Source organism: Candidatus Solirubrobacter pratensis (genome assembly GCF_000425945.1).
In the GTDB taxonomy this organism is placed as follows: Bacteria; Actinomycetota; Thermoleophilia; order Solirubrobacterales; family Solirubrobacteraceae; genus Solirubrobacter; species Solirubrobacter pratensis.
This window is the reverse complement of the sequence record NZ_AUEK01000008.1, coordinates 271,959-296,665: the sequence shown is the minus strand read 5'-3', so window position 1 is coordinate 296,665 and position 24,707 is coordinate 271,959. Positions and strand designations below refer to the sequence as shown.

The following is a 24,707-nucleotide window of genomic DNA, read 5'->3' as shown; positions in this document are numbered from 1 at the left end:
GGCGCCCTTGCGCCGGTCTCGCGTCCTGCTCGTAGTCGCGTTCGTCGTCTTCGTCTTCCTGGGCATCTCCGCGATGCTCGCGCGGGCGCTGTCCGCGGCCGGGACCGAGCGCGCGCGGGTGCTCGACGTCGCGCGGGCGCAGGCGCACGGCGACGCCTCGCGCGTGCTGGCGCTGATGCCCGCCTGCGCCGCCCAGCCCGCCTGCGCGGCCACGACGCGCGCGTTCGTCGCCAAGCTTGCCCGCCCCGGCGACGTCGAGCTGCTCCAGTACCGCCCGTCCGTGCAGGTGACGTTCACGCGCACGACCGGGACCGGGCGCGTCGCGTGGCGTGCCGGCCGCGACGGCCTGCCCGTCGTGCAATGCGTCCGCGTCCGCCGCGACGGCCCGCTGACGGGCAACACGGTGGAGCTCTTGTCCATCTCCGCACCCATCAATGGAGAAGCGAGCTGCCCATGAGGCCCTTTACCGCTCTTTCCCGCCGGACCCTGTGTTGACATTGCCCGTGATGCGCGCCCGACTGACATTCCTGCTCCCCGTGCTCGCCCTCCTCGCGCTGCTTCCAGCCCAGGCGCACGCGGCCGGCAAGCCCTCGGCCAAGACGCTCTACGCGGACGGCCCGGAAGGGCGCTACCTGATGGACGGCGAGTGGCTGTTCCGGCTCGACAACGCCGACCAGGGCGTCAAGCAGCGCCTCATGCGCCAGACGTCCAAGAGCGGCTGGAAGGCCGTCAAGGTCCCGAACGTCTGGAACCTCGGCGACCCGTCCAACGCGTCGATGGCGGGCGGGATCGGCTGGTATCGCAAGGACTTCCAGCTGCCCAGCGCCAGCGCGGCGCTGGACTGGGCGATCCGCTTCGAGTCGGTCAACTACCGCTCGAAGGTGTGGCTCAACGGCCGGCCGATCGGCGAGAACACGGGCGCGTACATCCCGTTCCAGTTCCAGCTCTCCGGCCTCAAGCGCACGGGCACCAACCGGCTCGTGATCCGCGTGGACTCGCGCCGCAAGCCGACGGACTTCCCGCCCTCGGGGCTCAACACCGAGGGGGTGCCGACCGGCGGCTGGTGGAACTACGGCGGCATCCAGCGCGAGGTCTATCTGCAGAAGCTGGACACGGTCGACTACAAGGACGTCCTGGTCCGCCCGGTGCTGCCGTGCGCCAACTGCGCGTCGGACGTCCAGATGAAGCTCACGCTGCGCAACGTGTCCTCGGGCGGCAAGCGCATCAAGGTCACCGGCACGTACGGCAACCGCAGCGTCAACCTCGGCACCAAGACCATGGGCCCGGGGGCGATCGCGGCGTTCTCGGACACGCTGCGGATCGCCAAGCCGCAGCTCTGGAGCCCGCAGCACCCGCACCTCTACAAGGTCCACTTCACGGTCACCGCCAACGGCAGGAAGGTCTCGGGCTACGACCTCCACAGCGGCATCCGCTCGATCAAGGTCTCCAACGGGCACCTGATCCTCAACGGGCAGGCGCTCAACTTCCGCGGCGTCGGCCTGCATGAGGACTCCAAGGCGGACGGCTTCGCGATCGACGACGCGCGCCGCGAGCAGCTGCTCAAGGACGCCAAGGAGCTCGGCGCGACGGTGATCCGCACGCACTATCCGCTGCACCCGTACACGCACGAGCTCGCCGACAGGCTCGGCCTGCTGATCTGGTCAGAGATCCCGGTCTACAGCGTCAAGACGCAGTACCTCAAGCTGAAGTCCGTGCGCCAGCTCGCGATCAAGGAGCTCGGCAAGAACATCGCGGCCAACCAGAACCACCCGTCGGTGATGCTGTGGTCGATCGGCAACGAGCTGTCCTCGCAGCCCGGGCCGGTGCAGAACGCCTACATCAAGGCGGCGGCGAAGTTCGCCAAGGAGACCGACCCGACGCGCCCCGTCGGCATCGCCGTCGCGGGCTACCCGTCATCGCTCTGCCAGGCCGCCTCGTACGCGCCGCTGGACGTGCTCGGCATCAACGACTACTTCGGCTGGTACCCAGGCCCGAACGGCCAGATCTTCGACCGCACGAAGCTCTCGGTCTACCTCGACGCCGTGCACGCCTGCTACGCGAACAAGGCGATCGTGATCACCGAGTTCGGCGCCGAGGCCAACCGCGACGGCCCGGTCGAGGAGAAGGGCACGTGGGCGTTCCAGCAGGACTGGGTCAACTTCCAGCTCAACACGTTCGCGACCAAGCCGTGGCTCAGCGGCGCGCTGTACTGGGCGCTGAACGAGTTCTGGGTCCGGCCGGGCTGGGACGGCGGCGACCCGCGCCCGCAGCCGCCCGTCTTCCAGAAGGGCCTGATCACCTACGACGGCGTGCGAAAGCCGGCATGGGCCGACGTCCAGCGCTGGTTCACTCAGACCCAGCAGCTGGTGCCGGCCACAGGCGGGACTTAGCGCATCGGAACCCTTGGTCTGATCCGGACCGGCTGGTGCTCGCGCTGTCGCACGCGCCGCCGGCTCGGATCGGCCATCTTGTCCGAGGCAGAACGCAGCCGAGTGTTGGACTGCACCGCGCTCGGGAGCGGGATACCGCCTGAAGGAGAGGTCTTGGGCTTGTCGGTGATGCGGTCGTTCCCACCACCACCGCCGTCGTCTTCGTCGTCCTGGGGCCAGGAAGAAGCGCCATCGGAACGCAAGAACATCACGAACAGGACGCCGCCGAGGGCCAAGGCGACAAAGTGCAGCACGCCGAAGATCACAAGCAGCTCCGCGTCGGGGGACATGTACTGAACATAATTACCCCTCGCGGGGAGGCGCCAGACGCCTTTCGCTACCATCGGCTGCCGCTCGTCGCGCCTTGATCCTCCCTGCCCGCGGCGCACCCAACGACATGGCCGACTCTTCCACGCTCTCAATCACCGCCCGCCAGCCTGAAGGCTCGCGAAATGCGCGCCGTCTCCGCCGATCCGGACTCGTTCCCGGCGTGATCTATGGCGGCGATATCGAGCCGACGCACTTCGCCGTCGACGCTCGGATCCTCAGAAATACGCTTGCCCATTCGGGTGCCATCCTCGAGGTCTCGCTCGACGGCGCAAGCGCTGCACCCGTGCTCGTCAAGCACGTGCAGCGGCATCCCGTCCGCGGTGAGGCGATGCACGTCGACTTCCTCCGCGTCCGGATGGACCAGGCGATCCAGACGACGGTCGTGCTCGACCTCGTCGGCGCCGAGCTCGCGCCGGGCACCGTCGAGGGCGGCGTGCTCACGCAGGAGACGCGCGAGCTGAACGTCGAGGCGCTCCCGGGGGACATCCCCGACACGATCCAGCACGACGTCTCGGGCCTGGAGATGAACGCGACGCTCACGCTCGGGTCGATCACGCCCCCGAAGGGCGTGACGCTGCTCGACGACCCGGAGACGGTCGTGGCCTCGATCACCCCGCCGACGGCCGAGCCGGTCGAGGAGGAGATCGAGACCGAGACCGAGCTGGTGGGCGAGGCCGCCGAGGGCCAGGCCGAGGGCGACACCGCCGAGGAGGCCGGGCAGTCCGCGGCCGACTCGGGCGACGAGTCCTGAAGCTCTTCTCCTCGACGCCGGTCGACTGGCTTGTGGTCGGGCTCGGCAACCCGGGCCCCGGCTACGCCGAGACGCCGCACAACGTCGGCTTCAAGGTCGCCGACGCGCTGGCGCGGCGCTGGGACCTGCCGAGGCCCAAGAAGAAGTACGCGGGCGAGCTGTCGGAGGGCCGCACCGGTCCGGGCGGCCCTCGCGTCGCGCTGCTCAAGCCGCAGACGTACATGAACGAGGCCGGCCGGTCCGCCGGGCCGGCCCGCGGCTCCTACCACCTCGACCTGGATCGGATCCTCGTGCTGCACGACGAGATCGACCTCCCGTTCGGCGAGATCCGCGTGCGCCTCGGCGGCGGGCTCGCCGGCCACAACGGGCTGAAGTCGCTCAAGCGCGAGCTCGGGGGCGCGGACTTCCATCGCGTGCGGATCGGCGTCGGGCGTCCGGACTCGACCGATCCGGAAATCGTCGCCTCCTACGTGCTGGGCAAGTGGCGCCAGCCGGCGAGCGACGTCGCCGCGCTGATCGACCGTGCGGCCGACGAGGCGGAGCGTGTCGTAGGCTCCGCGGCTTGACCGTCGAGGTCGCTCAGCTCGCTGAAGATCTCATCCGCGTCGGCTTCTTCCCTCCGGGCCGTCCGCCCGACTACCGCTCCGCCGCGGTCGCCGGCGAGTGGGAGCCGCTCGCGCGGCTCGAGCCGCCCGGCGGTGTCCGGTTCGAGGTCCTCGAGCCGGCGGGCGCCGGGATCGGCGACCTGCTCGGCCCGCCGCTGCGGGTCGTCATGCCGCGCCGCGAGGGCGAGCGGTTCTTCGGCTGCGGAGAGCGGACCGCCGGGCTGGAGAAGACCGGCTCGCGCCAGATCTTCTGGAACTACGACCCGCCCGAGGGCCACACGGCGTCGTTGAACAACCTCTACACGTCGATCCCGTTCGTGCTCTCGCTGGCGGGTGGCGTGTGCCGAGGCGTGTTCGTCGACAACCCGGGGCGCGTGGAGATGGATCTCGCGAAGGCGGACCCGGGCGAGGTCGTCTACGAGACCGCGACCGGCAACCTCGTCTACTACGTCTTCACGGGGCCGACGCCCGCCGCCGTCCTGGAGCGCTACACCGAGTTGACCGGGCGCGTCGGCCTGCCGCCGCTGTGGGCGCTCGGCAACCAGCAGTCGCGCTGGGGCCACGTGTCGGCGGACGAGGTCCGCTCGGTCGCGGACGGGTTCCGGTCGCGCGGCATCCCGTGCGACGTGCTCTACCTGGACATCGACTACATGGACGGGTTCCGCGTGTTCACGTTCGACGAGGAGCGCTTCCCGGACCCGGCGGCGTTCATCGCCTCGCTGGCCGAGGACGGCTTCCGCGTGGTGACGATCGTCGATCCGGGCGTGAAGGTCGACCTCGAGTACCCCGTCTACGTCGAGGGCCGCGAGCGCGGCTACTACTGCCGCACGTTCGGCGACGAGGAGTACCGGAACGTCGTCTGGCCGGGGCTGTGCGCGTTCCCGGACTTCACGAACCCGGCGGCGCGCGAGTGGTGGGGCGACAACCACGCGGCCCTTCTCGACCTCGGCGTGGCGGGGATCTGGTGCGACATGAACGAGCCGAGCCTGTTCGTGCCGGCGCAGTCGACGATGCCCGCCGACGTCGTGCACCCGGGGGGAGGGGAGCCGCGGCTGCACGCGCAGGTCCACAACCTCTACGGGTCGGGGATGGCCCAGGCGACCCGCGAGGGATTGGCGCGGCTGCGGCCGGACCGCCGTCCGTTCGTGATCTCGCGCGCGGGCTTCGCGGGGCTGCAGCGGCACGCGCTGCAGTGGACGGGCGACAACTCCTCCTGGTGGGAGCACCTGTGGATGAGCCTGCCGCAGCTGCAGAACCTCGGGCTGTCGGGGATGGCGTTCTGCGGCGTCGACTGCGGCGGGTTCTTCGGCGACTCCAACGGCGAGCTGCTGGCGCGCTGGACCGAGGCGGCGGTGTTCCAGCCGTTCCTGCGCAACCACTCGCAGATGGGGACGGTGCCGCAGGAGCCGTGGGCGTTCGGCGAGCCGTGGGAGTCGATCTGCCGCGACATGCTGCTGCTGCGGATGCGGCTGCTCCCGTATCTCTACGGGGCGTTCGAGGAGGCCTCGCGGACCGGCGCGCCGGTCATGCGGCCGCTGCTCTTCGAGTGGTTCGAGGACGAGGTCACCTACACCGCCGACGACGAGTTCATGCTCGGCGACGCGCTGCTCGTCGCGCCGATCACGCGGCCGGGGATCGAGCACCGGCACGTGTACCTGCCGGCCGGCACGTGGGTGCACTGGTGGACCGGTGACGTGGTGGCCGGGCCGGCGCACGTGCTGGCGCATGCGCCGCTGGGCCGGCCGGCGCTCTACGCGCGCGCGAACGCCGCGATCCCCCTCTGGCCTGAGCGGATGCACACGGGCGAGCCGGTGGACCGGCTGACGCTGCGCGTGTTCGCGGTGCCGTCGGCGGACGTGGTGACGCGCGAGCTCTACGAGGACGCGGGCGAGGGGTTCGGCCCGTCGTCGCGACGCAGCGTCACGGTGGACGCGGAGGCCGTGCGCGTGTCTGCGCCCGTCGGTGCCTTCGCGCCGGCGCCGCGTGTCGTCGAGGTCGAGGTGGTGCGAGGGGGCGCGGCGGTCGTGACCGAGATCGGCGACGGCGCCGCGGAGATCACCCTGCGCTGAGCAGCCCCTCGAGGTCCGCCAAGGCGCTCGAGATCGGCACCGTCGCTCCGCTGCCGCAGGTCGAAGTCGGCATGGGCTACGGCATCGTGGTGGAGCTGAGCGTATGCGATAGCGTACAGACGTATGCCGCCTCGTGAATGGAACGCGCCCTCGTACGAGCGCGTCTCGGCGCCGCTGGAGGCGATGGGCCGCGACGTGCTGGACCGCCTCGACCTCACCGGCGACGAGCGCGTGCTCGACGCCGGCTGCGGCACCGGGCGGGTGACCGCCGCGCTCGTGGAGCGCCTCCCGCGCGGCGAGGTCGTCGCCGTCGACGGCTCGCAGGCGATGGTCGACGAGACCAAGGCGCGGCTCGGCGACGGCGTCGAGGCGTTCGCCGCCGACCTCGTCGAGCTGGAGCTCGAGCGGCCGGTCGACGCGATCCTCTCGACCGCGACGTTCCACTGGATCGGCGACCACGAGCGGCTGTTCGCGCGCCTGCACGCGGCGCTGAAGCCGGGCGGCCGGCTCGTCGCCCAGTGCGGCGGCGCGGGCAACGTCGCGACGCTGCTGGAGGCGATCGCCGCCGTCGGCCACCCCGCCTTCGCCGGCTGGGACGGCCCGTGGAACTTCGCGACCACGCGCGAGACCAAGGCGCGGCTGGAGGCGGCGGGCTTCCGTGACGTGTGGACCTGGCCGCAGCACGTCCCCGTCGCGCCCGAGGATCCGCGCGAGTATCTGACGACCGTGATGCTCGGCTCGCATCTCGAGCGCCTTCCGGAGCACGAGCGCGACGACTACGCCGACGCGGTGCTCGCGGCGCTCGGCCCGCGCCCGACGTTCGAGTACGTGCGACTGAACATGCTCGCCCGTTCGTAGACTGGATGCGTGGCCCGCCGCGCACACAGCGCGGGCCTTTCGCATGCTCAGAACCTTCCTCGGACACCTCGAGAACGACCCCGGCGCCGCCGAACTGGCGGCGCGCGGCGGGTCGGCGTTCGTGTCCCAGTCGCTGCGGGCGTTCGTCGTCGCCGGGCTCGCCGACCAGGACGCGAGGCGCCCGACCGTGGTGGTCGTCGGCGACGACCGCGCCGCCCGCGACCTCGCCGCCGACCTGCGCGCGTGGCTGCACCCGCGGCCCGTCCGCTATTACCCGAGCCGCGGCGTCGCCTACGAGTCCCACCTCACGCCGCCGCCGCACCTCGTCGGGCTGAGGGTGGGCGCGCTGGACGCTTTGACCGACACGCCCGAGGGCTCGGAGCAGCCGGTCGTCGTGATCAGCGCGACCGCGCTGAGCGAGAAGGTCCCCGACCCGGCGCTGCGCCCACACGGGTTCATGCTGCGCGTCGGCGACCTGCTCGACCTCGAGGAGACCGCCCAGCAGCTCGTCGCCGCCGGCTACCAGCGCGTGGACCAGGTCGAGGACCGCGGCCAGTTCGCGATCCGCGGCGGCCTGCTCGACGTCTATCCGGCGACCGAGGAGCGCGCGGTCCGCGTCGACCTGTTCGACATCGAGATCGAGGCGCTGCGCTGGTTCTCCACCTTCACCCAGCGCAGCCTGGGGGAGACCGAGTGCGTCGAGATCTCGCCCGCCGCCGAGCTCGCGCCCGAGCACCGCGAGCTGGCGGAGATCGCCGCCACGGAGGAGGAGCGGCCGGACATCGCCGAGCTGCTGCCGGTCGACCGCTTCAAGGAGCTGCTGGACCTCCTGCCCGAGCGGATCCAGGTGATCGTCGCCGCCGAGGAGGACGTCGAGCCGGTCCTGCGCGACCACTGGGAGGACGTCTGCGTCGCGTTCAAGGACGAGGACGCGCGCCACCTCTACGTCAATCCGGCGCGCATCCACGAGGCGCTCGCGCAGCGCTCGGAGGTCCGGCTGTCGAGCATCAGCCACGACCAGCCGATCGAGATCCGCGCGCAGGCCGCCGACTTCGCCGCGCGCTCGCTCAAGGAGGCCGAGTCCGAGCTGGAGAAGCTCACCCGCTCGGGCTACACGACGGTCGTCACGTGGCCCCAGCAGGGCGCCGCCGAGCGCGCCGCCTACAACCTCGCGCGCGTCAAGGCCAGCCTCAACGGCAGCACCTCCGGGCTCGTGTTCACCGAGGCGACGCTCCGCGACGGCTTCGTCGCGCCCTCCTTCAAGCTCGCCGCCTTCCCCGAGCACCGGCTGATCCACCGCCGCAAGGCCTCGACGCGGCCGACGCGCTCCGGCCGCGGCCTGCTGCGCAGCTTCACCGACCTGCGGACGGGCGACATCGTCGTCCACGAGGACCACGGCATCGCGCGCTTCGCCGGATTCGACACCAAGACCGTCGCGGGCGTCACGCGCGACTACCTCAACCTCGAGTACCAGGGCGACGACAAGGTCTTCCTGCCGGTCGACCAGCTCGCGAAGATCTCGCGCTACGTCGGCGCCGACGGCGCGCACCCGCCGCTGTCCAAGCTCGGCGGCACGCGCTGGGACACGCTCAAGGCGCGCGCCCGCAAGGCGGCGCAGGAGCTCGCCGGCGAGCTGCTCAACCTCTACGCGGAGCGCAAGCGCCGCCGCGGCCATCCGTTCCCCGAGTTCTCCGAGGAGCTGCGCGACGTCGAGGCCGCGTTCCCGTTCCGCGAGACGCCCGACCAGCGCGACGCGATCGACGCGGTGATGGGCGACATGGAGTCCGAGCGCCCGATGGACCGCCTGATCTGCGGCGACGTCGGCTACGGCAAGACCGAGGTCGCGCTGCGCGCCGCGGTCAAGGCCGCCAGCGACGGCAAGCAGGTGATGATGCTCGTGCCGACGACGATCCTCGCCCAGCAGCACTACGGCACGTTCGCCGAGCGCCTGCGCGACCAGCCGTTCGTGATCGAGCACGTCAGCCGCTTCCGGCCGCCGGCAGAGCAGCGCGAGGCGGTCAAGCGGTTCTCGCAGGGCCAGGTCGACATCCTCGTCGGCACGCACCGGCTGCTCAGCCGCGACGTGCGCGCGAAGGAGCTGGGCCTGCTGATCGTCGACGAGGAGCAGCGCTTCGGCGTCAAGCAGAAGGAGCTGCTGCGCCAGCTCAAGCTCAAGGTCGACGTGATCGCGATGTCGGCCACGCCGATCCCGCGCACGCTGCAGATGTCGCTCGCCGGCATGCGCGACATCTCGGTGATCGAGACGCCGCCGGAGGGCCGGCGCCCCGTCAAGACCTACGTCGGCGAGTACGACGAGCAGCTCGTCAGGCAGGCGCTGCAGCGCGAGAAGGCGCGCGGCGGCCAGGCGTTCTTCCTGCACAACCGCGTCGACGACATCGAGGAGACGGCCGAGCGCCTGCGCGCGCTGTGCCCGGGCATGACGTTCAGCGTCGCCCACGGGCAGATGGACGAGAAGCAGCTCGAGGACCGGATGATGCACTTCCTGCGCGGCGAGGCCGACGTGCTCGTCTCGACCTCGATCATCGAGTCCGGGATCGACATCCCGCAGGCCAACACGCTGATCGTCGACCGCGCCGACCGCTTCGGCCTCAGCCAGCTCTACCAGATCCGCGGGCGCGTCGGGCGCTCGCGCGAGCGCGCCTACGCGTACCTGCTGTATCCGTCGGCCGCCGCGCTCACGGCCGAGGCCGCCGACCGCCTCAGCGCCCTGTCGGACTACACCGAGCTGGGCGCGGGCTTCAAGGTCGCGATGCGCGACCTCGAGCTGCGCGGCGCCGGCAACCTCCTCGGCGACGAGCAGTCCGGCCACGTCGCGGCGCTCGGCTTCGAGCTCTACATGCAGATGCTCGACGAGGCGGTCCAGGCGATGGACCCCGAGTCCGACGGCGCCGAGCCGCGCGAGCCCGTCCGGCTCGACGTCAACGTCGACGCGTACGTCCCGACCGACTACATCCCGTACGAGCAGGCCAAGGTCGACGTGCACCGTCGCATCGCGGGCGCGCGCGAAGTGTCGGAGCTGGTCGAGCTGCGGCGCGAGCTCGAGGACCGCTTCGGCGACCCGCCGCAGCCGATGGAGAACCTGATCACGCTGCAGAAGGCGCGGATCAAGCTCGGTCAGGCCGGCGCCCAGACCGTCAGCTTCCGCCAGGGCCGCCTGGCCGTGACCCCGATCGAGCTCGACGCCGCGACCGCGCGGCGGCTGCGCGAGGAGCTTCCCGGCGCGAATTATGAGGCGGGGCGCTCACAGCTGTCAGTGCGCGTACCGGATGATCCGGCGCAGCGGTTCCCCGCGGTGGTGCGGGCAGCGGACGCATTGCTGGCTGTGCAGACCGCTGCCTAAAGCTCCAGTGAAAAGATGAGTAAGTACCCCGAGGGCGCCGCTACCATGCCCACCCGGGAGAAGGTCACTTCCTGCGCCGGGTTCCGTGCGCCGGCCACTAGTCCCCGTCCCCCTTCTCAGCTCTCTATGAACAAGGCGTCACGTCTCATCCTCAGCGCCTGCGCCCTTGTCGGCGTGTGCGCGACTGTCGCGGCATGCGGCGGTGTGCCCGGCAACGCCGTGGCGACCGTGGACGGCGATTCCGTCAGCAAGACGGACTTCAGCCACTGGCTCACCGTCGCGGCGAAGTCGTCCGGGCAGGCGAACGCCGCGGTGCCGGATCCGCAATCGGACTACAAGAACTGCGTCGCGCAGAAGCGCAAGACGACGCCGGCCCCGGCCAAGGGCCAGCCGAAGGTGACCGACGCGCAGCTGAAGACCCAGTGCAAGACGGAGTACACGCAGCTCCGCGACCAGGTCCTCCAGCTCCTGATCTCCTTCAAGTGGATCCAGGGCGAGGCCGACTCGATGGGCGTCAAGGTCACCGACGCGGACGTCAAGAAGTCCTTCGACGAGCAGAAGAAGCAGAGCTTCCCGAAGGACGCGGACTACAAGAAGTTCCTCCAGACCTCGGGCCAGTCCGAGCAGGACATCCTCCAGCGCGTGCGCCTCGACCTGCTGTCGAACAAGATCCGCGACAAGGTCATCAAGGGCAAGGACAAGGTGTCCGACGCCGCGATCCAGGACTTCTACAACAAGAACAAGGCCCGCTTCGCGCAGCCGGAGAAGCGCGACCTGCGCGTCGTGCTGACCAAGAAGCAGGGCGACGCCCAGACCGCCTTCAACCAGCTCAAGAGCGGGGCGGCGTGGAAGACGGTCGCCAAGAAGTACTCGATCGACGACACGTCGAAGGCCGCCGGCGGCAAGCTGCCCGCGCAGGCCAAGGGCACGCTCGACAAGCAGCTCGACGACGCCGTCTTCTCGGCCAAGAAGAACCAGCTCGAGGGTCCCGTCAAGACGCAGTACGGCTACTACGTCTTCGAGGTCACCAAGGTCACGCCGGCCAGCCAGCAGACGCTCGCCCAGGCCAAGGACACGATCAAGCAGACGCTCCAGTCCCAGAACCAGCAGAAGGCGCTGGACGCCTTCGTGAAGGACTTCACGAAGCGCTGGAAGGACAAGACGGAGTGCTCGGACAACTACAAGACGACGGACTGCAAGAACGGCCCGAAGGCGACGCCGACGCCGACCGCGCCGGCCACGCAGGCGCCGCCGACGACGGGCCAGCCGACCCCCGCCGGCCAGTAGGCCCTTGGCGGACTCCACTGACGATGTCGAGGCGCTCCGGCGCCTCGACGCGTTAACGCGCCGGCTGCGGCGCGAGTGCCCCTGGGATCGCGAGCAGGACGAGCGCTCGATTGTCCCGCACACCGTCGAGGAGGCCTACGAGCTGGCGGCGGCCGCGCACGCTGACGACGACGCCAAGCTGCTCGACGAGCTCGGCGACGTGCTCTTCCAGGTGCACTTCCTCTCGCTGCTGCTCGAGGAGCGCGGCGCGGGCTCGCTCGGCGCCGTCGCCGAGCACGTGCACGCCAAGCTCGTGCGCAGGCACCCGCACATCTTCGGCGAGGTCGAGGTGGACTCGGCCGGCGAGGTGCTGCGCAACTGGGACGCGATCAAGAAGACCGAGGACGGGCGCGAGCCCGGCATCTTCGGCGAGGTGCCGGAGAACCTGCCGGGCCCGCTCTATGCCCGCAAGGTGCAGCGGCGCGCCGCCTCGACGGGCTTCGACTTCGACCACGTCCCGTATGACGCGATCCGCGGCGAGCTGGATGAGCTCGAGGAGGCGGCGAGCGACGAGCAGCGCTTCCACGAGATCGGCGACGTCCTGTTCGCCGCCGTCAACGTCGCGCGCAAGCTGAAGGTCGACCCGGAGCTGGCGCTGCGGGCGGCGTCGGAGCGCTTCCGCGGGCGCGTGGAGGGCGCCGAGGCGCTCGCGGCGGCCGACGGAGCCGACTGGGACGCGTTGACGCCCGCCGAGCAGCTGCACTACTACGCGCGGGCCCGGCTGAACTCGGAATAGCGGATATCGTGCCGCGCCGATGAGCCAGATCGAATCGGTGCACGCGCGGCAGATCCTCGACTCGCGCGGCAATCCCACGGTAGAGGTCGAGGTGCAGCTTCGCTCCGGCGCGCACGGCCGCGCCGCGGTGCCCTCGGGCGCCTCCACGGGCGAGTTCGAAGCGACCGAGCTGCGCGACGGCGGCGACGCCTACGGCGGCAAGGGCGTGACCAAGGCGGTCGCCAATGTGAACGGCGAGCTCGCCGAGGCGGTGGCGGGCAAGGACGCGACCGACCAGCAGGCGCTCGACAACGCGATGATCGAGCTCGACGGCACGCCGAACAAGTCGCGCCTCGGAGCCAACGCGATCCTCGGCGTCTCGCTCGCCGCCGCGCGCGCGGCGGCCGCGGAGGAGTCGCTGCCGCTGTGGCGCTATCTGGGCGGCGAGGCGGCCCACGTCCTGCCGGTGCCGATGATGAACGTGCTCAACGGCGGCGCGCACGCGGACAACTCGGTCGACTTCCAGGAGTTCATGATCGTCCCGGTCGGCGCGCCGTCGTTCGCCGAGGCGCTGCGCACGGGCGCGGAGGTCTTCCACGCGCTGAAGGGCACGCTGAAGAAGCGCAAGCTCAGCACGGCGGTCGGCGACGAGGGCGGCTTCGCGCCGGACCTCGAGTCCAACGAGGCGGCGCTCCAGGCGCTGATCGAGGGCATCGAGGCGGCCGGCTACGCGCCCGGCGACGACGTCGCGATCGCGCTGGATCCGGCGACGAGCGAGATCTTCAAGGGCGGCGAGTACGACCTCGAGCACGAGGGCCGCAAGCTGTCGCCGGCCGACATGGCCGCCTACTGGGCCGACCTGGCCTCGCGCTACCCGATCCTCTCGATCGAGGACGGGATGGACGAGGAGGACTGGGACGGCTGGAAGGAGCTGACCGGCAGGATCGGCTCGACCGTACAGCTGGTCGGCGACGACCTGTTCGTCACCAACGTCGAGCGCCTGCAGCGCGGCATCGACACGGGCGTCGCGAACTCGATCCTGATCAAGGTCAACCAGATCGGCACGCTGTCGGAGACGCTGGCGGCGATCGCGCTGGCGCGCTCGGCCGGCTACACCGCGGTGATGAGCCACCGCTCGGGCGAGACGGAGGACACGACGATCGCCGACCTCGCCGTCGCGACCGGCTGTGGACAGATCAAGACCGGCGCGCCCTCGCGCTCGGACCGCGTCGCGAAGTACAACCAGCTCCTGCGGATCGAGGAGGCGCTCGGCGGCGACGCGGAGTATCCCGGTCGCGCCGTGTTCCGCTCCTGAGAGATCGCGTGCACAGGAAGGGTGCCTGGCGCGTCGAACGAACGCGTCAGGCATGCATGCCCGTAGCCGGATTCGCTGGGACCGCCTTGGGCGCTGGGCGCTGATCGGCGTCTTCGCGCTCGTCCTGTATCTGTACATCGGGCCGGCGATCAGCTGGATCAAGACCTACCGCGAGGCGGGGCGCCAGCGCGCCGCGGTCGCGGAGCTCCGCGCCGAGAACGGCAAACTGCGCCAGCGGCGCCGCGAGCTCACCGAGAAGGGCGCGCTGGAGCGCGAGGCGCGCAAGCTCGGCATGGTCAAGGCGGGCGAGCGGGCGTACATCATCGAGGGGCTCGGGCGCTAGGGCTCGGGCGCGAGGGCCCGGGCGCGAGGGCCCGGGCGCGAGGGCCCGGGCGCGAGGGCCCGGGCCGCGAGGGCTCGGGGCGCGAGGGCTCCGGATTAATCGGTTTCGCCCTCCGGTCGTCTTCGCCGCAGCGCAGCCCGCATCGCGGGCGCGGGCCGGCGAATCCGACCTCCGTGCGACGATACAGGGGCGAATCCGACCTCCGTGCGACGATACCTGGGTGCCGTACGAGATCGCACGGGACCAGTGGGAGGCGGGACTGCGGCGGCTCGACGAGGCGTTCCCCGAGCAGGCGCCGACGCTCGAGCGCGTCACCCGCGCGGTGCAGGCGGAGCTGCGCCGCCGGCTCGGCGGCGCGTTCACGCTCGACGAGCTGGTCGACCTCTACGACGAGGGCACCGGCTGGTGCACCGACCTCGCCGTCGAGGTCGCGCCCGAGGAGCCGTTCGCGTGGGACGCGCGGATCGTCGCCGACGCCGCGTTCGGGCGCTACCAGCGCGCGGCGATCGACTACGCCGGCGGACGGCGAGTCTAACCTCGCACGGATAGAAGGTTTCGCCCTCCGGTCGTCTCCGCCGAGCTCCCGCTGGTCTCGCTGAGACAAGCGGGCGAATCCGACCTGCGGGCCACGTTACAAGGGTGTTCTTACGAACGAGTACCGGCGCCAGACCGGCACGAACCCGATCCGCTGATACAGCCGCTTCGGGCGGTCCTCGTCGTCGGCCACGATCCAGTTGGTGTGGTGCCCGACCGCGGCGAGCGCTCCGGAGATCAGGCGCTGTCCGATCCCGCGCCCGCGCTGCGCGGGGGTGACGTAGGCCTGGTCGATCTCGGCGGCGCCGGCGCCGGGCGGCGAGAAGACCGCGACGAACCCGATCGGACGGTCTTCGGCGAGCACCGCGAACGCGCGGTTGCGGTTGCGCGCCGCGACCGCCTCGGCCGATTCGAGGTGCAGCGCCTCCTCCTCGCCCCAGGCTTCCGAGCGATGCCACTCCAGCCGCAGCGACCGCGTCTGCTCGAACGGGACCTCGACGACGTCGCCGGGCGCCTCCGGCGGCGGTCCTTCGCGCAGCATCATCACGAGCCGGTCGGCGATCCAGCCGGCTTCGCGGAACGCGGGCCGCAGCCGCTCCCCGGTCTCCTCGTCCTCGATGACGATGCGCCGGTGGCGCAAGCCGTCTTGCAGGACGTCGACCATCTCCATCAGCTCCGGCGCCTCCAACTCGGGCGCCGGACCCTCCACGCGCACGGTGTTGACATCCCAGTAGTCGGGCGCCAGCGGGGTGCGCAGGACGGTGCCGTGCGCCCACGGCTCCACCGTCGCGACCATCAGCTCCTGCTGCGCGCGCTGCCAGGCGACCGCGCGCGCACGTGCGTCAGTCTTCGCCGTCGTCCTCGCCGCCTGCGCGGCGGATCACGATCTGGTCCTCCTCGATCGTGATCTCGACGGGGCGGTGGCCCGCCCAGTGCTCGGCGTACACGGGGTCGTCCTGCACGGCCGGGTCGAGCCACAGCCCGTAACCCTCCTCGCCGTGGTCGAACGTGCCCTCGAGCGGCCCGACAGGCGCGGTCCGGCGGCGCGAGCGGCCTCCGCGACGGCGCGCGGGGCGCTTGGCCTTCTCGGCATCGGAGGGCTCGGGCTCGGCTTCGGCCTCGGCCGCCTTGCGGGCGGCCTCCTCGGCGGCGCGCGCCTCCTCCTCGGCCTGGCGCGCAGCCTCTTCCTCAGCCTTTCGGGCGGCTTCGGCTTCGAGCTCCGCGGCGATCTGCGCGTCGTCTTCCGCGCGCAGGTCGACTTCTTCGGTGGCGGCGCCAGCTTCGTCGGCGTCCGGCTCCAGGCCCTGCTCTCGCTTGAAGGCTTGGATCTGCTGGACGGTCACTTCGAGCTGGTGCGCGATCCACGCGTCGGTGCGACCCTGTCGCACCCACCCGCGGATCTGGTTAAGCTGGGGACGCAGGGACCGGCGGCTCATAGGAGGGCCGGAGACTAGCAACACCCCCCTAGGGACCGTCCCAGAAACCGTCCCACCCACCTTCGGGTGCACGCCCCATACCCTTATCCACCCCCATCAACTAGCCTCACCCGTGCTCACCTCGAGGACAGGAGCGGGCCTGTCCGGGAGAGCGAGTCCGAATTCGCCAGGGAGGCGGCGTCATGCTGGTACTGACACGCAAGTCCAACCAGTCGATCATGATCGGCGACGACATCGAGGTCTCGGTCCTGTCGATCATGGGCGAGAAGGTACGCATCGGCATCCAGGCCCCTCGGGACATCCCGGTGTTCCGTAAGGAGGTCTACCTCGAGATCCAGCAGGAGAACGTCGCGGCAGGCGCCTCCGCGCGGGCCGAGGTGGACGACGCGCTCAAGCGCTTGAGCACGCAGAACCAGCGCTAGCGCCCGGCGGCGCCACACGGCGTCGGCCGGCTCAGCCCAGCAGGTAGTACAGGGTCTGGAACATCGCGATCGTCACCGCCACGGCCGTGCCGAGCAGGATCAGCACGAGCACGACGAAGCGCATCGAACCATGGCGGTGCGTGCGCTCGCGATGGCGCGCGAGCTGGCGCTGCTCGGCGCGGCGGCGCAGCCGCTCCCGGCGCTCGCGGTCCTCCTCGATCTCCTCGAAGAAGGCCTGCTCGATATCGGCCACGCTCTGGCGCATCCGCATGGGTTCGAAGCCTAACAGCGGCTCCATAACCCCAGACGCGCTCGCCGGGCCGACACGGCCAGGCGCCGCAGCTCGGCGGCGTGCGCCACGTTCGGGCGGATCATGAGCGGCTTTGCATAACCGCGCCGGACCAGCTCCGCATTGACGAACAGGCCGTCGCGCGTCCGGTAGACGTACGCGAGCCGGCGGCCGTAGCGGTCGCGCGCCTCGGCGTCGCCGACCAGGCGCACGCGCTCGCCTGCGACGAGCCGCCGGTTCGCGGCCGCGGCCGCCTTGCCGAAGCACTGCACGCGCGTGCCCGGCTTGACCGACTCCGGCGTGTCCACGCCGATGTAGCGCACGCGCTCCTCGCGTCCGCCCGCGCGCACGACCACCGTGTCGCCGTCCACGACGCGCACGACGGTGGCGCCGTCCGACGCGCGCAGCGTCCCGGCGACCTTCCCGCCGGCGAGCGCGAGCAACGCGATCGCGATCGCGGCGATGGCCAGTTTGTGCATCACGCCGACCGTAGGTCTTCAGGTGGACGGGCTCGCCCCCCTACGATCTTGTGAATGTCCAGTCTGCAGGCCCCGTCCGGGCTTCAGCCGTCCGCTTCGTACTCGTTCACGATGCGCATCGAGCTGCGCCAGCTCCCCGGCGCGTTCGCCCAGGTCGCCGGCGCGATCGGCGCCGAGGGCGCGATCCTCGGGGCCATCGACCTCGTGCGCGTCGACAAGCGCGGCGTCACGCGCGACGTGACGGTGGCCTGCTTCGACGCCGCCCACGGCGAGCGCGTCGTCAACGCCGTGCGCTCGCTCGAGGGCATCAAGGTCGTCAGCGTCTCCGACCGCACGTTCCTGATGCACAAGGGCGGCAAGATCGAGATCACGCCGAAGATCGCGATCAAGACGCGCGACGACCTCTCGATGGCCTACACGCCCGGCGTCGCGCGCGTCTCCTCCGCGATCGCCGAGGACCCGGAGTCGGCCTGGGCGCTGACGATCAAGGGCAACACCGTCGCCGTCGTCTCAGACGGCACTGCCGTGCTGGGGCTCGGCAACATCGGGCCGGAGGCCGCGATGCCCGTGATGGAGGGCAAGGCGATGCTGTTCAAGGAGCTCGCCGGCGTCGACGCGTTCCCCCTCTGCCTCGACACGACCGACGTCGACGAGATCGTGCGGATCGTCGAGGGCGTCGCGCCGACGTTCGGGGGCATCAACCTGGAGGACATCGCCGCGCCGCGCTGCTTCGAGGTCGAGCGGCGGCTGAAGGAGACGCTCGACATCCCGGTCTTCCACGACGATCAGCACGGCACGGCGATCGTCGTGCTCGCCGCGCTGCTGAACGCGCTGCGCGTCGTCGGCAAGCGCGTCGAGGACGCGCGCGTGGTGATCGTCGGCGCCGGGGCGGCCGGCATGGCGTGCGCGAAGATCGTCCTCAACGAGGGCGTGCGCGACCTCGTCGTGTGCGACATCGGCGGCATCCTGCATCCCGAGCGGCCCGACCTCGACGGCGAGCTCGCGGCGATGGCCGCGCGCACCAACCCGCGCGGGCTGCGCGGCACGGCCGACGAGGCGCTCGACGGCGCCGACGTCGCGATCGGCGTCTCGGTGCCCGGCGCGTTCACGGCCGGCGCCGTGCGCACGATGGCCGAGGGCGCGATCGTCTTCGCGATGGCCAATCCGACGCCTGAGGTCCAGCCCGAGGAGGTCTGGAACGACGTCGCGATCATGGCGACCGGGCGCTCGGACTACCCGAACCAGATCAACAACGTGCTGGCGTTCCCCGGCGTCTTCAAGGGCGCGCTGGAGGTGCGGGCGCGCGCGATCGACGAGACGATGAAGCTCGCCGCCGCGCGCGCGATCGCAAGCGTGATCCCGGAGCACGACCTCGGGCCGGAGTACATCGTCCCGAGCGTCTTCAACCGGCGTGTCTCGGTCGCGGTCGCCGACGCCGTGGCGCAGGCCGCGATCGAGTCCGGCTCCGCGCGCCGCGACCGGGCGCCGGCGCGCGAGCCGGAGGCGCCGCCCGTGCCTTAGACGGCGGCGCCCTTCTCAGCTTCGTCGTAGACCTTGATGAAGCGCAGGTAGTTGTCGGCGATCTGCTCGGCCGACGCGCGCCGGTCGCCACCGTTGACGAAGGACTTCAGCGCGTCCCACCAGATCGAGCGGCCGATCGCGAAGCCGACGAAGCCGTCGACGGGCGCGGCGACGCGCAGCCAGTGGTCGACCTTCTCGTCGCTGGCGCCGCGGCCGAGGAGCACGCACTTGACGTTCTCGCGGCCCTCGCCCTTGCGCGCCTGCTCGGCGAGCATCTCCGCGTCCTCGCGCGTCTCGACGCCCTCGATCTTCCAGATGTCGACCTCGACGCCTTCGTTCTGGAAGTGCTCGATCGCGCGCCGCATCAGCTCGGGGCGCAGCTCGGCGTCGTAGCGGTCGGTGTCGCCGCCGACGGACTCCAGCTGGGCGTCCTCGGCCGGGACGAGCAGCTCGAAGAGGAACTTGCGGTCGTGCTCGTGCAGCCAGTCGGCGAGCCGCTTCAGCCGCTCGGTCTGGCGCGCGTTCATCGCCTTGTCGCCGTCCGGGTTGTAGCGGACGAGCACCTTGGTGGCGAGGAGGTCGTACTTCTCGATGTGCGCGGGGAACTCGTCGCCGTACTGGAAGTCGAACTCGTTCTGGCCCGACTTCTCGGCCGGCATCGTGAGCGAGAGGCCGTGCTTGGGCGCGAGCTCGGGGATGTCGGAGCCGAACTGCTCGTCCACCAGCACGCCCGCCGAGGACGGATCCAGGCCGCGCTCGACGGCGATCTCCATGCCCTCGAAGATCAGCTTCTTCGCGTCGGAGATCGTCTCGGTCTCCTCAGGGGTGGGATCGCCTTCGATCCCGAACATCTTCTTCTGGAAGGACCCTCGGTGATCGAAGGCCAGGATGTACAGCTTGCCGTCGTAGCCAAGGGCCATCTCGCGTTACCTCGCGTCGTCGTTCCGTCTGATCTCCTCGTACTCTACGCGGCCACCTATGGAGCCGAAGTTCAACGGTCCTGCGTATACGGTCGGCATCGAGGAGGAGCTGATGATCCTCGACAGCTCGTCCTACGCGCTCGTCAATCGCATCGACGACCTGGTCGAGGACTCTCCGCACGGGGAGATCAAGCCGGAGCTGATGGAGTCGGTGCTGGAGATCTCGACCAGGCCGGCCGCGGATCTGCGCGAGGCGGCCGAGCAGCTGCGCGGGCTGCGGCGTCAGGTTCGCGACAAGGCGGCGGAGCACGAGCTGGCGATCGGGTCGGCCGGGACGCACCCGTTCGCGAAGTGGGAGGACCAGCGCATCACCGCCGCGCCGCGCTACCGCGACCTCGTCGACGAGCTGCGCTTCGTCGCGCGCCAGGAGGTCATCTTCGGCCTGCACGTGCACGTCGGCGTCGACGATCCCGACAAGGCGATCCACGTCGCCAACGGGATGCGCGTGCACGTCCCGATCCTGCTCGCGCTGTCGGCCAACTCGCCGTTCTGGCGCGGCGACGCGACCGGACTGGCCTCGACGCGGATGCCGATCTTCCGCGCGTTCCCGCGCGTCGGCATCCCGCCGTATTACGCCGACTGGTCCGACTACGAGCGCCGCATCGGCTTCATGGTCGACGCGGGCGTGATGGAGGACTACACGTGGCTCTGGTACGACGTGCGCCCGCACCCCAACTTCGGCACGGTCGAGATCCGCGCGATGGACGGGCAGACGCACGTCGAGCACACGCTCGGGCTCGCGGCGCTCATCCAGGCGATGGTCAAGGAGCTCTCCGAGCACTTCGAGGCCGGCAAGCGGCTCGCCGACTTCCCGTACGAGATGCTCGACGAGAACAAGTGGCTGGCTTCGCGGCACGGGCTGGAGGGCGAGCTCGTCGACCTGCCGGAACGGCGCACGGTGCCCGCCAAGGACCTCGCGCGGCGGCTCTATGACCGGCTGAAGGAGCACGCGCAGGATCTCGGCGGGGCCGACGCGCTGGAGGGCGTCCTCGACCTGATCGAGCGCGGCGACGAGGCCCACCGGCAGCGCAAGGTCTACGAGGCCAACCGCGACTTCACCGAGCTCCTACGGGACATCGTGGGGGCGTCCGCGCCCTAGTCGATTAAAGGTGTCGAGGAGGCCGCGGTCGGCGCGTAGACTTGAGGTCTCTCATGTCCAGCGGTCCTGACCTGTCCTTGGTCTGCAAGAGCTGCGGCGCGGAGGTGTCTCCGTACATCACCGAGTGCCCGTACTGCGGTGCGCGCGTGCAGAAGCGCGCGCCCAAGCTCGACCGCGGAGGCGTGCCGCGGCCGCCGAAGAAGGGCCGCTCGCGGCCGCAGCTGCCGCGCCTGCGCCCCGGCGAGATCCCCGGCATCCGGGCCGACCGGCGCCCGTGGGCCACGTGTCTGATCGTGCTCGGCTCGCTGGCGGTCACGGTGGGGATCAAGTCCGGGCTGCTGGATCTCGCGAACTTCATCTACGGCCCGGGCTTCGACGAGCCCTGGCGCGCGGTCACCTCGCTGTTCGCCTACACGCACACGGCGTACGAGATCGCGGTCGTGGGCGCGGTCGCGCTGTTCGGCTGGCTGCTGGAGCGCCGGCACGGCGCCTGGGCGCCGATCCTGGTCTTCTTCCTCGCGGGCGCCGGCGGCGCGTACGTGGACGTCGCGGTGGCCAACGACGGCCTGGTCCTGGGCGCCAACGGCGCCGCGCTGGGCATGCTCGCCGCGTGGGCGATGCGCGACGTGCTCGGCCGCCGCGCCGGGCGCGAGGACGAGAGCGACCTGCTCGGCGTGCTCGCGATCGCGGCGCTGCTCGTGCTGCTCCCGCTCGCGTCCGACGAGGCCGGCGGCATCGCCGGGCTTGTCGGCGGCCTGATCGGGATCGTGCTCGGGCTCGGCCTCGCCCGCCTCCCGGAACGCTAGTCGCGAGCTCCCGCGCTACTCCGCCCGCAGCACGGCCGAGGCGCTGGTGGCCGCCGCCCGGCGCGCGGGCAGCGAGCCGGCGAGCGCGCTGACCGCGAGGACGAACGGGATCACCAGGATGAGCGCCCCGATCCCCGGGGTGCCGACGATGTCGGTGCCCTCGCTCGGGTTCATCGCCGCCATCAGGGCGCGGAAGATCACGATGCCCGCGGGGATGCCGGCGACCGACGCGATCAGGCCGAGCGTCGCGCCGCCGGCGTTGACGACGGCGAGCACGCCGCGCGGCGTGAGCCCGATCGACTTGAGGATCGCGAAGTCCCGTGCCCGCTCGCGCGTGACGAGCAGCAGCGTGGTGAGCAGGTTCACGAGCCCGACGGCGACGAGCAGCGCGCTCGAGCCGTAGACGATCGGGCGGATGTCGGCGCGCTCCTGGCGGACGTCGTCGCTCACCAGCGCGGCGGAGACGCGCTCGCGCTGCAGGTCGCGGACCAGCGTGTGCCCGTCGGCGCCGGACGCGAGGCGGGCGACCACGTCCCCGCCGCCGATCCGGTCGCTGACCGTCGCGGGCAGCGTGCCGCGGCTGAAGATGACGACCTTGCCGTCGTCGTCGGGCTCGACATGGCGGCCGACGAGCTTGACCCGGATGGGCGTGCCACCGGACGTGAGCGTGATCGTGTCGCCGACGTGCACATGCAGCGCGTCGAGCAGGCCGCGGCCGGCGATCGCCTCGCCGGGCTTGGCGAACATGCGCCCGTCGGGGACGGCGTAGGGGAAGCGCGCGTAGCCGTTGCCGAGCGCGCGGCCGTGGACCTCGAGGCCACCGGCGGCCTGGAGCGGGACGTCGGCGATCGTCGTCGCGCGCTCCACGCCGGGGTGCTCGGTGACGAGCCGCAGCGCGCCGGGCGTGCCGAGCTCTCCGGCGCCGGCGCGCACGTCCCACGGCTTCGCCCGCAGCGCGGGGTCGTGGATCACGCGGCTGTAGGTCGCCTCCATCGAGAGCGCGGATACGAGCGTCACGACCATCAGCCCGAGCGCCCCGACCGTCAGCACGGCGCGCGTGCGCGCGGCGAACGCGTCCTTGACGCCGAGCCGCGCGGTCGCGGGCAGGCGCAGCGCGGCGGCGAGGCGAACCGCTCTCGACGTGCGGCCGTTGCCGGCCGCGCGGCCGAGGGCGAGCGCGTCGACGGTGTTCAGGCGGCCGGCCCGTAGCGCGGGGAGGGCGGTGAACAGCGCGACCGCGAGCAGGATCAGCGCGAGCGACAGCGCCAGCGGCCCCGGCTGGAGCGCGCTGGGCGTGGGCGTCGCCAGCAGGCTCGACATGGGCCGCAGGAGCGTGGGCGCGATCAGCGTCCCCGCGACGAGGCCGAGCAGCCCCGCGGCGAGGCCCAGCGCGAGGTACTCGCCGACGAGCAGCGCGACGATCCCGCGCGGGGTGAGGCCGACCGCCTTGAGCAGCCCGATCTCACGCCGCTGCGCGAGCACGCGGCCGCTGATCACGGTCGCCAGCGTGAAGCCGACGACGATCAGCGCGAGCAGCGTGTTGGCGCCGATGATGATCGTGTTGGTGCGCGCCTGGTCGGTGATCGTGTCGCGCACGTCGTGCCAGCTGACGAAGCTCAGGCGCCGGCCGGGGAGCTTCGCCTGGGCGGCGGCCTGGAAGGCGTCGATGGCCTCGGGATCGGCGAGCCGGACGCCGAGCCGCTGCGGCGGCTCGCCGCCCGCGAGCGCGCGGACGTCCTGCTCGGCGCCCCAGACGAGGCCCGGGGCCCAGTTGGGGTAGCTCGCCTGCTCGGTGGTGACGGCGATGCCGGTGACGGCGAGGTCGACGGCGCCGCCGTGGCCCGCCAGGTGGATGTGGTCGCCGACGCGCAGGCCCGTGTCGTTCGCGAAGCTGCGCTCGACCGCGATCTCGCCCGGGCGCCCGGGGCGGCGGCCCTGGGTGAGGTCGATGCGGTCGACCGGCGCGTCGGGCGCGGGGAGGCGCTCGAGCCCGACGTCGACCGCGCGGCCCTGCAGTGTCGTGGTCCCGTCGGCGAACGGGCGCGCGTCCGCGGCCTGGACGCCCGGAAGATCCTTCAGTCCGCCGACGCCGCTGCCGATCACGGCGACGTGCGCGCCGCGTGTGGCGGCCTGCGCGTCCTGGAACGGATCGTCGAGGCCGGAGCGCAGCGCGAGCGTGACGAGCAGCGCGGCCGCGGCGGCGAAGATGGCGAGCGCGGTCAGCGCGGTCTGGCCGCGGCGCGCGAGCAGGTCCGCACGCCCGACGCGCAGCGCGGCGGTGAACACGCCTCGGCGGGTCATCTCACGCCCCCAGTTCCATCAGGCGCGAGACCGTCGCGCTGACGTCCCCGCGCGTGTCGTCCAGGCGCGTCTCGCTCGAGACCGCGCCGTCGCGCATCGCGATCACGCGGTCCGCGCGCGCCGCGACACGTGCGTCGTGGGTGACGAGCACGATCGTCTGACCGCGTTCGTCGTGCGCCGCCCGCAGGAGCGCCATCACGTCGCGGGCGCTGGAGGAGTCCAGGTTGCCGGTCGGCTCGTCCGCGAGCAGCACGCGCGGACGGTTGACGAGCGCGCGGGCGATCGCCACGCGCTGCTGCTGGCCACCCGAGAGGCGCCCAGGGGCGGCGTCCGCGTGCTCCTCGATGCCGAGCGAGGCCAGCAGCTCCCTGCGCCGCGCGCGGGCCTCCTTGGCCGGCAGTCCGGCGAGCAGCCCGGGCAGCTCGACGTTGTCGGCGACGCTGAGGTTGCCGATCAGGTTGAAGAACTGGAACACGAACCCGATCTCGCGCCGGCGCACCAGCGCCCAGCGCCCCTCGCTGAAGCCGTCGACCCGCCGGCCCGCGAGCTCGATCTCGCCACGGCTCGGCCGGTCCAGGCCGCCGAGCAGGTTCAGCAGCGTCGACTTGCCGCAGCCGCTCGGGCCCGTGACCGCGACGAACTCGCCGTCACCGATCTCCACGTCGATGCCGCGCAGTGCATGCACGCCGCCGTCGTACTCCTTGGCGAGGCCGCTCGTGCGGATCACTGGCTCCATCG

At 71.5% G+C, this 24,707-nt stretch carries 24 protein-coding genes; 16 read left to right on the top strand and 8 right to left on the bottom strand.

Translation table 11 applies throughout. The annotated features are described in order from the left end of the window. Positions 1-7: 7 nt before the first annotated feature. Positions 8-457 carry a hypothetical protein gene (locus H958_RS0111880; protein ID WP_028058838.1) on the top strand — a complete coding sequence of 150 codons (450 nt, stop codon included), beginning with the start codon at positions 8-10 and terminating at the stop codon, positions 455-457. Between the two features lie 49 nt (positions 458-506). Beyond that, positions 507-2,390, top strand: a complete 1,884-nt coding sequence (locus H958_RS0111875) for a glycoside hydrolase family 2 protein (RefSeq protein WP_037409905.1) — start codon at positions 507-509, stop codon at positions 2,388-2,390. On the opposite strand, the gene H958_RS0111870 is transcribed toward H958_RS0111875, so the two are convergent. Next, positions 2,387-2,719 (bottom strand): hypothetical protein, encoded by a 333-nt coding sequence (locus H958_RS0111870; RefSeq protein WP_156027936.1) that lies wholly within the window; start codon positions 2,717-2,719, stop codon positions 2,387-2,389. The two genes, H958_RS0111875 and H958_RS0111870, sit on opposite strands and share 4 nt — an antisense overlap. 107 nt (positions 2,720-2,826) lie before the next feature. Between H958_RS0111870 and H958_RS36655 the strand changes: the two genes are divergently transcribed. From H958_RS36655 to H958_RS0111820, 10 genes are all read left to right on the top strand, one after another. Continuing rightward, on the top strand, positions 2,827-3,510 hold the full coding sequence (locus H958_RS36655) for a 50S ribosomal protein L25 (RefSeq protein ID WP_081685806.1): 684 nt from the start codon (positions 2,827-2,829) through the stop codon (positions 3,508-3,510). 32 nt (positions 3,511-3,542) lie between these two features. After that, positions 3,543-4,076, top strand: coding sequence for an aminoacyl-tRNA hydrolase (gene pth / locus H958_RS0111860; protein ID WP_028058835.1), 534 nt, complete (start codon positions 3,543-3,545; stop codon positions 4,074-4,076). After that, positions 4,073-6,184 carry a glycoside hydrolase family 31 protein gene (locus H958_RS36650; protein ID WP_051324132.1) on the top strand — a complete coding sequence of 704 codons (2,112 nt, stop codon included), beginning with the start codon at positions 4,073-4,075 and terminating at the stop codon, positions 6,182-6,184. Before pth ends, H958_RS36650 begins: the two co-directional genes overlap by 4 nt. Before the next feature lie 123 nt (positions 6,185-6,307). Continuing rightward, positions 6,308-7,042 (top strand): class I SAM-dependent methyltransferase, encoded by a 735-nt coding sequence (locus tag H958_RS0111850; protein WP_028058834.1) that lies wholly within the window; start codon positions 6,308-6,310, stop codon positions 7,040-7,042. 43 nt (positions 7,043-7,085) lie between these two features. Beyond that, on the top strand, positions 7,086-10,403 hold the full coding sequence (gene mfd / locus H958_RS0111845) for a transcription-repair coupling factor (protein ID WP_028058833.1): 3,318 nt from the start codon (positions 7,086-7,088) through the stop codon (positions 10,401-10,403). A 174-nt stretch (positions 10,404-10,577) separates the two neighbouring features. Next, positions 10,578-11,690: a peptidyl-prolyl cis-trans isomerase gene (locus tag H958_RS0111840; protein ID WP_196807318.1), complete on the top strand. Its 1,113-nt coding sequence runs from the start codon at positions 10,578-10,580 to the stop codon at positions 11,688-11,690. Between the two features lie 4 nt (positions 11,691-11,694). After that, the gene (gene mazG, locus H958_RS0111835) at positions 11,695-12,465 is read left to right on the top strand and encodes a nucleoside triphosphate pyrophosphohydrolase (RefSeq protein ID WP_028058831.1); all 771 of its coding nucleotides are present in this window, start codon (positions 11,695-11,697) and stop codon (positions 12,463-12,465) included. Between the two features lie 19 nt (positions 12,466-12,484). Next, entirely contained in the window at positions 12,485-13,759 is a 1,275-nt protein-coding gene (gene eno / locus H958_RS0111830) for a phosphopyruvate hydratase (protein WP_028058830.1), read from the top strand. Between the two features lie 52 nt (positions 13,760-13,811). Then, positions 13,812-14,102, top strand: coding sequence for an FtsB family cell division protein (locus tag H958_RS0111825; RefSeq protein WP_028058829.1), 291 nt, complete (start codon positions 13,812-13,814; stop codon positions 14,100-14,102). 220 nt (positions 14,103-14,322) lie between these two features. After that, complete coding sequence (locus H958_RS0111820; RefSeq protein WP_028058828.1) at positions 14,323-14,637, top strand: hypothetical protein; 315 nt, start codon at positions 14,323-14,325, stop codon at positions 14,635-14,637. A 96-nt stretch (positions 14,638-14,733) separates the two neighbouring features. Here the strand turns inward: H958_RS0111820 and H958_RS0111815 are convergent, their stop codons facing one another. Both H958_RS0111815 and H958_RS0111810 read right to left on the bottom strand, forming a co-directional pair. Beyond that, positions 14,734-15,432 carry a GNAT family N-acetyltransferase gene (locus tag H958_RS0111815; protein WP_028058827.1) on the bottom strand — a complete coding sequence of 233 codons (699 nt, stop codon included), beginning with the start codon at positions 15,430-15,432 and terminating at the stop codon, positions 14,734-14,736. A gap of 46 nt (positions 15,433-15,478) precedes the next feature. After that, on the bottom strand, positions 15,479-16,024 hold the full coding sequence (locus H958_RS0111810; protein WP_231379230.1) for a hypothetical protein: 546 nt from the start codon (positions 16,022-16,024) through the stop codon (positions 15,479-15,481). Positions 16,025-16,254: 230 nt separating this feature from the next. Between H958_RS0111810 and csrA the strand changes: the two genes are divergently transcribed. Beyond that, positions 16,255-16,494 (top strand): carbon storage regulator CsrA, encoded by a 240-nt coding sequence (gene csrA / locus H958_RS0111805; RefSeq protein WP_028058825.1) that lies wholly within the window; start codon positions 16,255-16,257, stop codon positions 16,492-16,494. Between the two features lie 31 nt (positions 16,495-16,525). Here the strand turns inward: csrA and H958_RS0111800 are convergent, their stop codons facing one another. After that, complete coding sequence (locus H958_RS0111800) at positions 16,526-16,765, bottom strand: hypothetical protein (protein WP_028058824.1); 240 nt, start codon at positions 16,763-16,765, stop codon at positions 16,526-16,528. 11 nt (positions 16,766-16,776) lie between these two features. Beyond that, positions 16,777-17,262, bottom strand: coding sequence for a thermonuclease family protein (locus H958_RS36645; protein ID WP_051324131.1), 486 nt, complete (start codon positions 17,260-17,262; stop codon positions 16,777-16,779). Between the two features lie 54 nt (positions 17,263-17,316). Between H958_RS36645 and H958_RS0111790 the strand changes: the two genes are divergently transcribed. Beyond that, complete coding sequence (locus H958_RS0111790; protein ID WP_037409903.1) at positions 17,317-18,783, top strand: NAD-dependent malic enzyme; 1,467 nt, start codon at positions 17,317-17,319, stop codon at positions 18,781-18,783. On the opposite strand, the gene H958_RS0111785 is transcribed toward H958_RS0111790, so the two are convergent. Further along, positions 18,780-19,703 carry a 2-deoxy-5-keto-D-gluconate 6-phosphate aldolase domain-containing protein gene (locus H958_RS0111785; RefSeq protein ID WP_028058822.1) on the bottom strand — a complete coding sequence of 308 codons (924 nt, stop codon included), beginning with the start codon at positions 19,701-19,703 and terminating at the stop codon, positions 18,780-18,782. The two genes, H958_RS0111790 and H958_RS0111785, sit on opposite strands and share 4 nt — an antisense overlap. Before the next feature lie 58 nt (positions 19,704-19,761). On the opposite strand from H958_RS0111785, the gene H958_RS0111780 reads away from it, so the two are divergent. Together H958_RS0111780 and H958_RS0111775 are read left to right on the top strand one after the other, a co-directional pair. Continuing rightward, entirely contained in the window at positions 19,762-20,862 is a 1,101-nt protein-coding gene (locus H958_RS0111780) for a carboxylate-amine ligase (protein ID WP_028058821.1), read from the top strand. A 53-nt stretch (positions 20,863-20,915) separates the two neighbouring features. Continuing rightward, the gene (locus tag H958_RS0111775; protein ID WP_081685803.1) at positions 20,916-21,668 is read left to right on the top strand and encodes a rhomboid family intramembrane serine protease; all 753 of its coding nucleotides are present in this window, start codon (positions 20,916-20,918) and stop codon (positions 21,666-21,668) included. Positions 21,669-21,683: 15 nt separating this feature from the next. Here H958_RS0111775 and H958_RS0111770 read toward each other — a convergent pair whose 3' ends face one another. Beyond that, positions 21,684-23,969, bottom strand: coding sequence for an ABC transporter permease (locus H958_RS0111770; RefSeq protein ID WP_028058819.1), 2,286 nt, complete (start codon positions 23,967-23,969; stop codon positions 21,684-21,686). 1 nt (position 23,970) lies between these two features. Beyond that, positions 23,971-24,705, bottom strand: coding sequence for an ABC transporter ATP-binding protein (locus H958_RS0111765; RefSeq protein ID WP_196807317.1), 735 nt, complete (start codon positions 24,703-24,705; stop codon positions 23,971-23,973). Between the last annotated feature and the right edge of the window lie 2 nt (positions 24,706-24,707).

Coding starts and splice junctions, on each gene's coding strand:
- mfd (WP_028058833.1), top strand. CDS start 7,086: ATGCTCAGAACCTTCCTCGGACACCTCGAGAACGACCCCGGCGCCGCC.
- H958_RS0111790 (WP_037409903.1), top strand. CDS start 17,317: ATGTCCAGTCTGCAGGCCCCGTCCGGGCTTCAGCCGTCCGCTTCGTAC.
- H958_RS36655 (WP_081685806.1), top strand. CDS start 2,827: ATGGCCGACTCTTCCACGCTCTCAATCACCGCCCGCCAGCCTGAAGGC.
- H958_RS0111870 (WP_156027936.1), bottom strand. CDS start 2,719: ATGTCCCCCGACGCGGAGCTGCTTGTGATCTTCGGCGTGCTGCACTTT.
- H958_RS0111875 (WP_037409905.1), top strand. CDS start 507: ATGCGCGCCCGACTGACATTCCTGCTCCCCGTGCTCGCCCTCCTCGCG.
- H958_RS0111775 (WP_081685803.1), top strand. CDS start 20,916: ATGTCCAGCGGTCCTGACCTGTCCTTGGTCTGCAAGAGCTGCGGCGCG.
- H958_RS0111785 (WP_028058822.1), bottom strand. CDS start 19,703: ATGGCCCTTGGCTACGACGGCAAGCTGTACATCCTGGCCTTCGATCAC.
- H958_RS0111765 (WP_196807317.1), bottom strand. CDS start 24,705: ATGGAGCCAGTGATCCGCACGAGCGGCCTCGCCAAGGAGTACGACGGC.
- H958_RS0111800 (WP_028058824.1), bottom strand. CDS start 16,765: ATGCGGATGCGCCAGAGCGTGGCCGATATCGAGCAGGCCTTCTTCGAG.
- H958_RS0111825 (WP_028058829.1), top strand. CDS start 13,812: ATGCATGCCCGTAGCCGGATTCGCTGGGACCGCCTTGGGCGCTGGGCG.
- csrA (WP_028058825.1), top strand. CDS start 16,255: ATGCTGGTACTGACACGCAAGTCCAACCAGTCGATCATGATCGGCGAC.
- H958_RS0111770 (WP_028058819.1), bottom strand. CDS start 23,969: ATGACCCGCCGAGGCGTGTTCACCGCCGCGCTGCGCGTCGGGCGTGCG.
- eno (WP_028058830.1), top strand. CDS start 12,485: ATGAGCCAGATCGAATCGGTGCACGCGCGGCAGATCCTCGACTCGCGC.
- H958_RS0111815 (WP_028058827.1), bottom strand. CDS start 15,432: ATGGTCGCGACGGTGGAGCCGTGGGCGCACGGCACCGTCCTGCGCACC.
- H958_RS36645 (WP_051324131.1), bottom strand. CDS start 17,262: ATGCACAAACTGGCCATCGCCGCGATCGCGATCGCGTTGCTCGCGCTC.
- H958_RS0111780 (WP_028058821.1), top strand. CDS start 19,762: ATGGAGCCGAAGTTCAACGGTCCTGCGTATACGGTCGGCATCGAGGAG.
- H958_RS0111850 (WP_028058834.1), top strand. CDS start 6,308: ATGCCGCCTCGTGAATGGAACGCGCCCTCGTACGAGCGCGTCTCGGCG.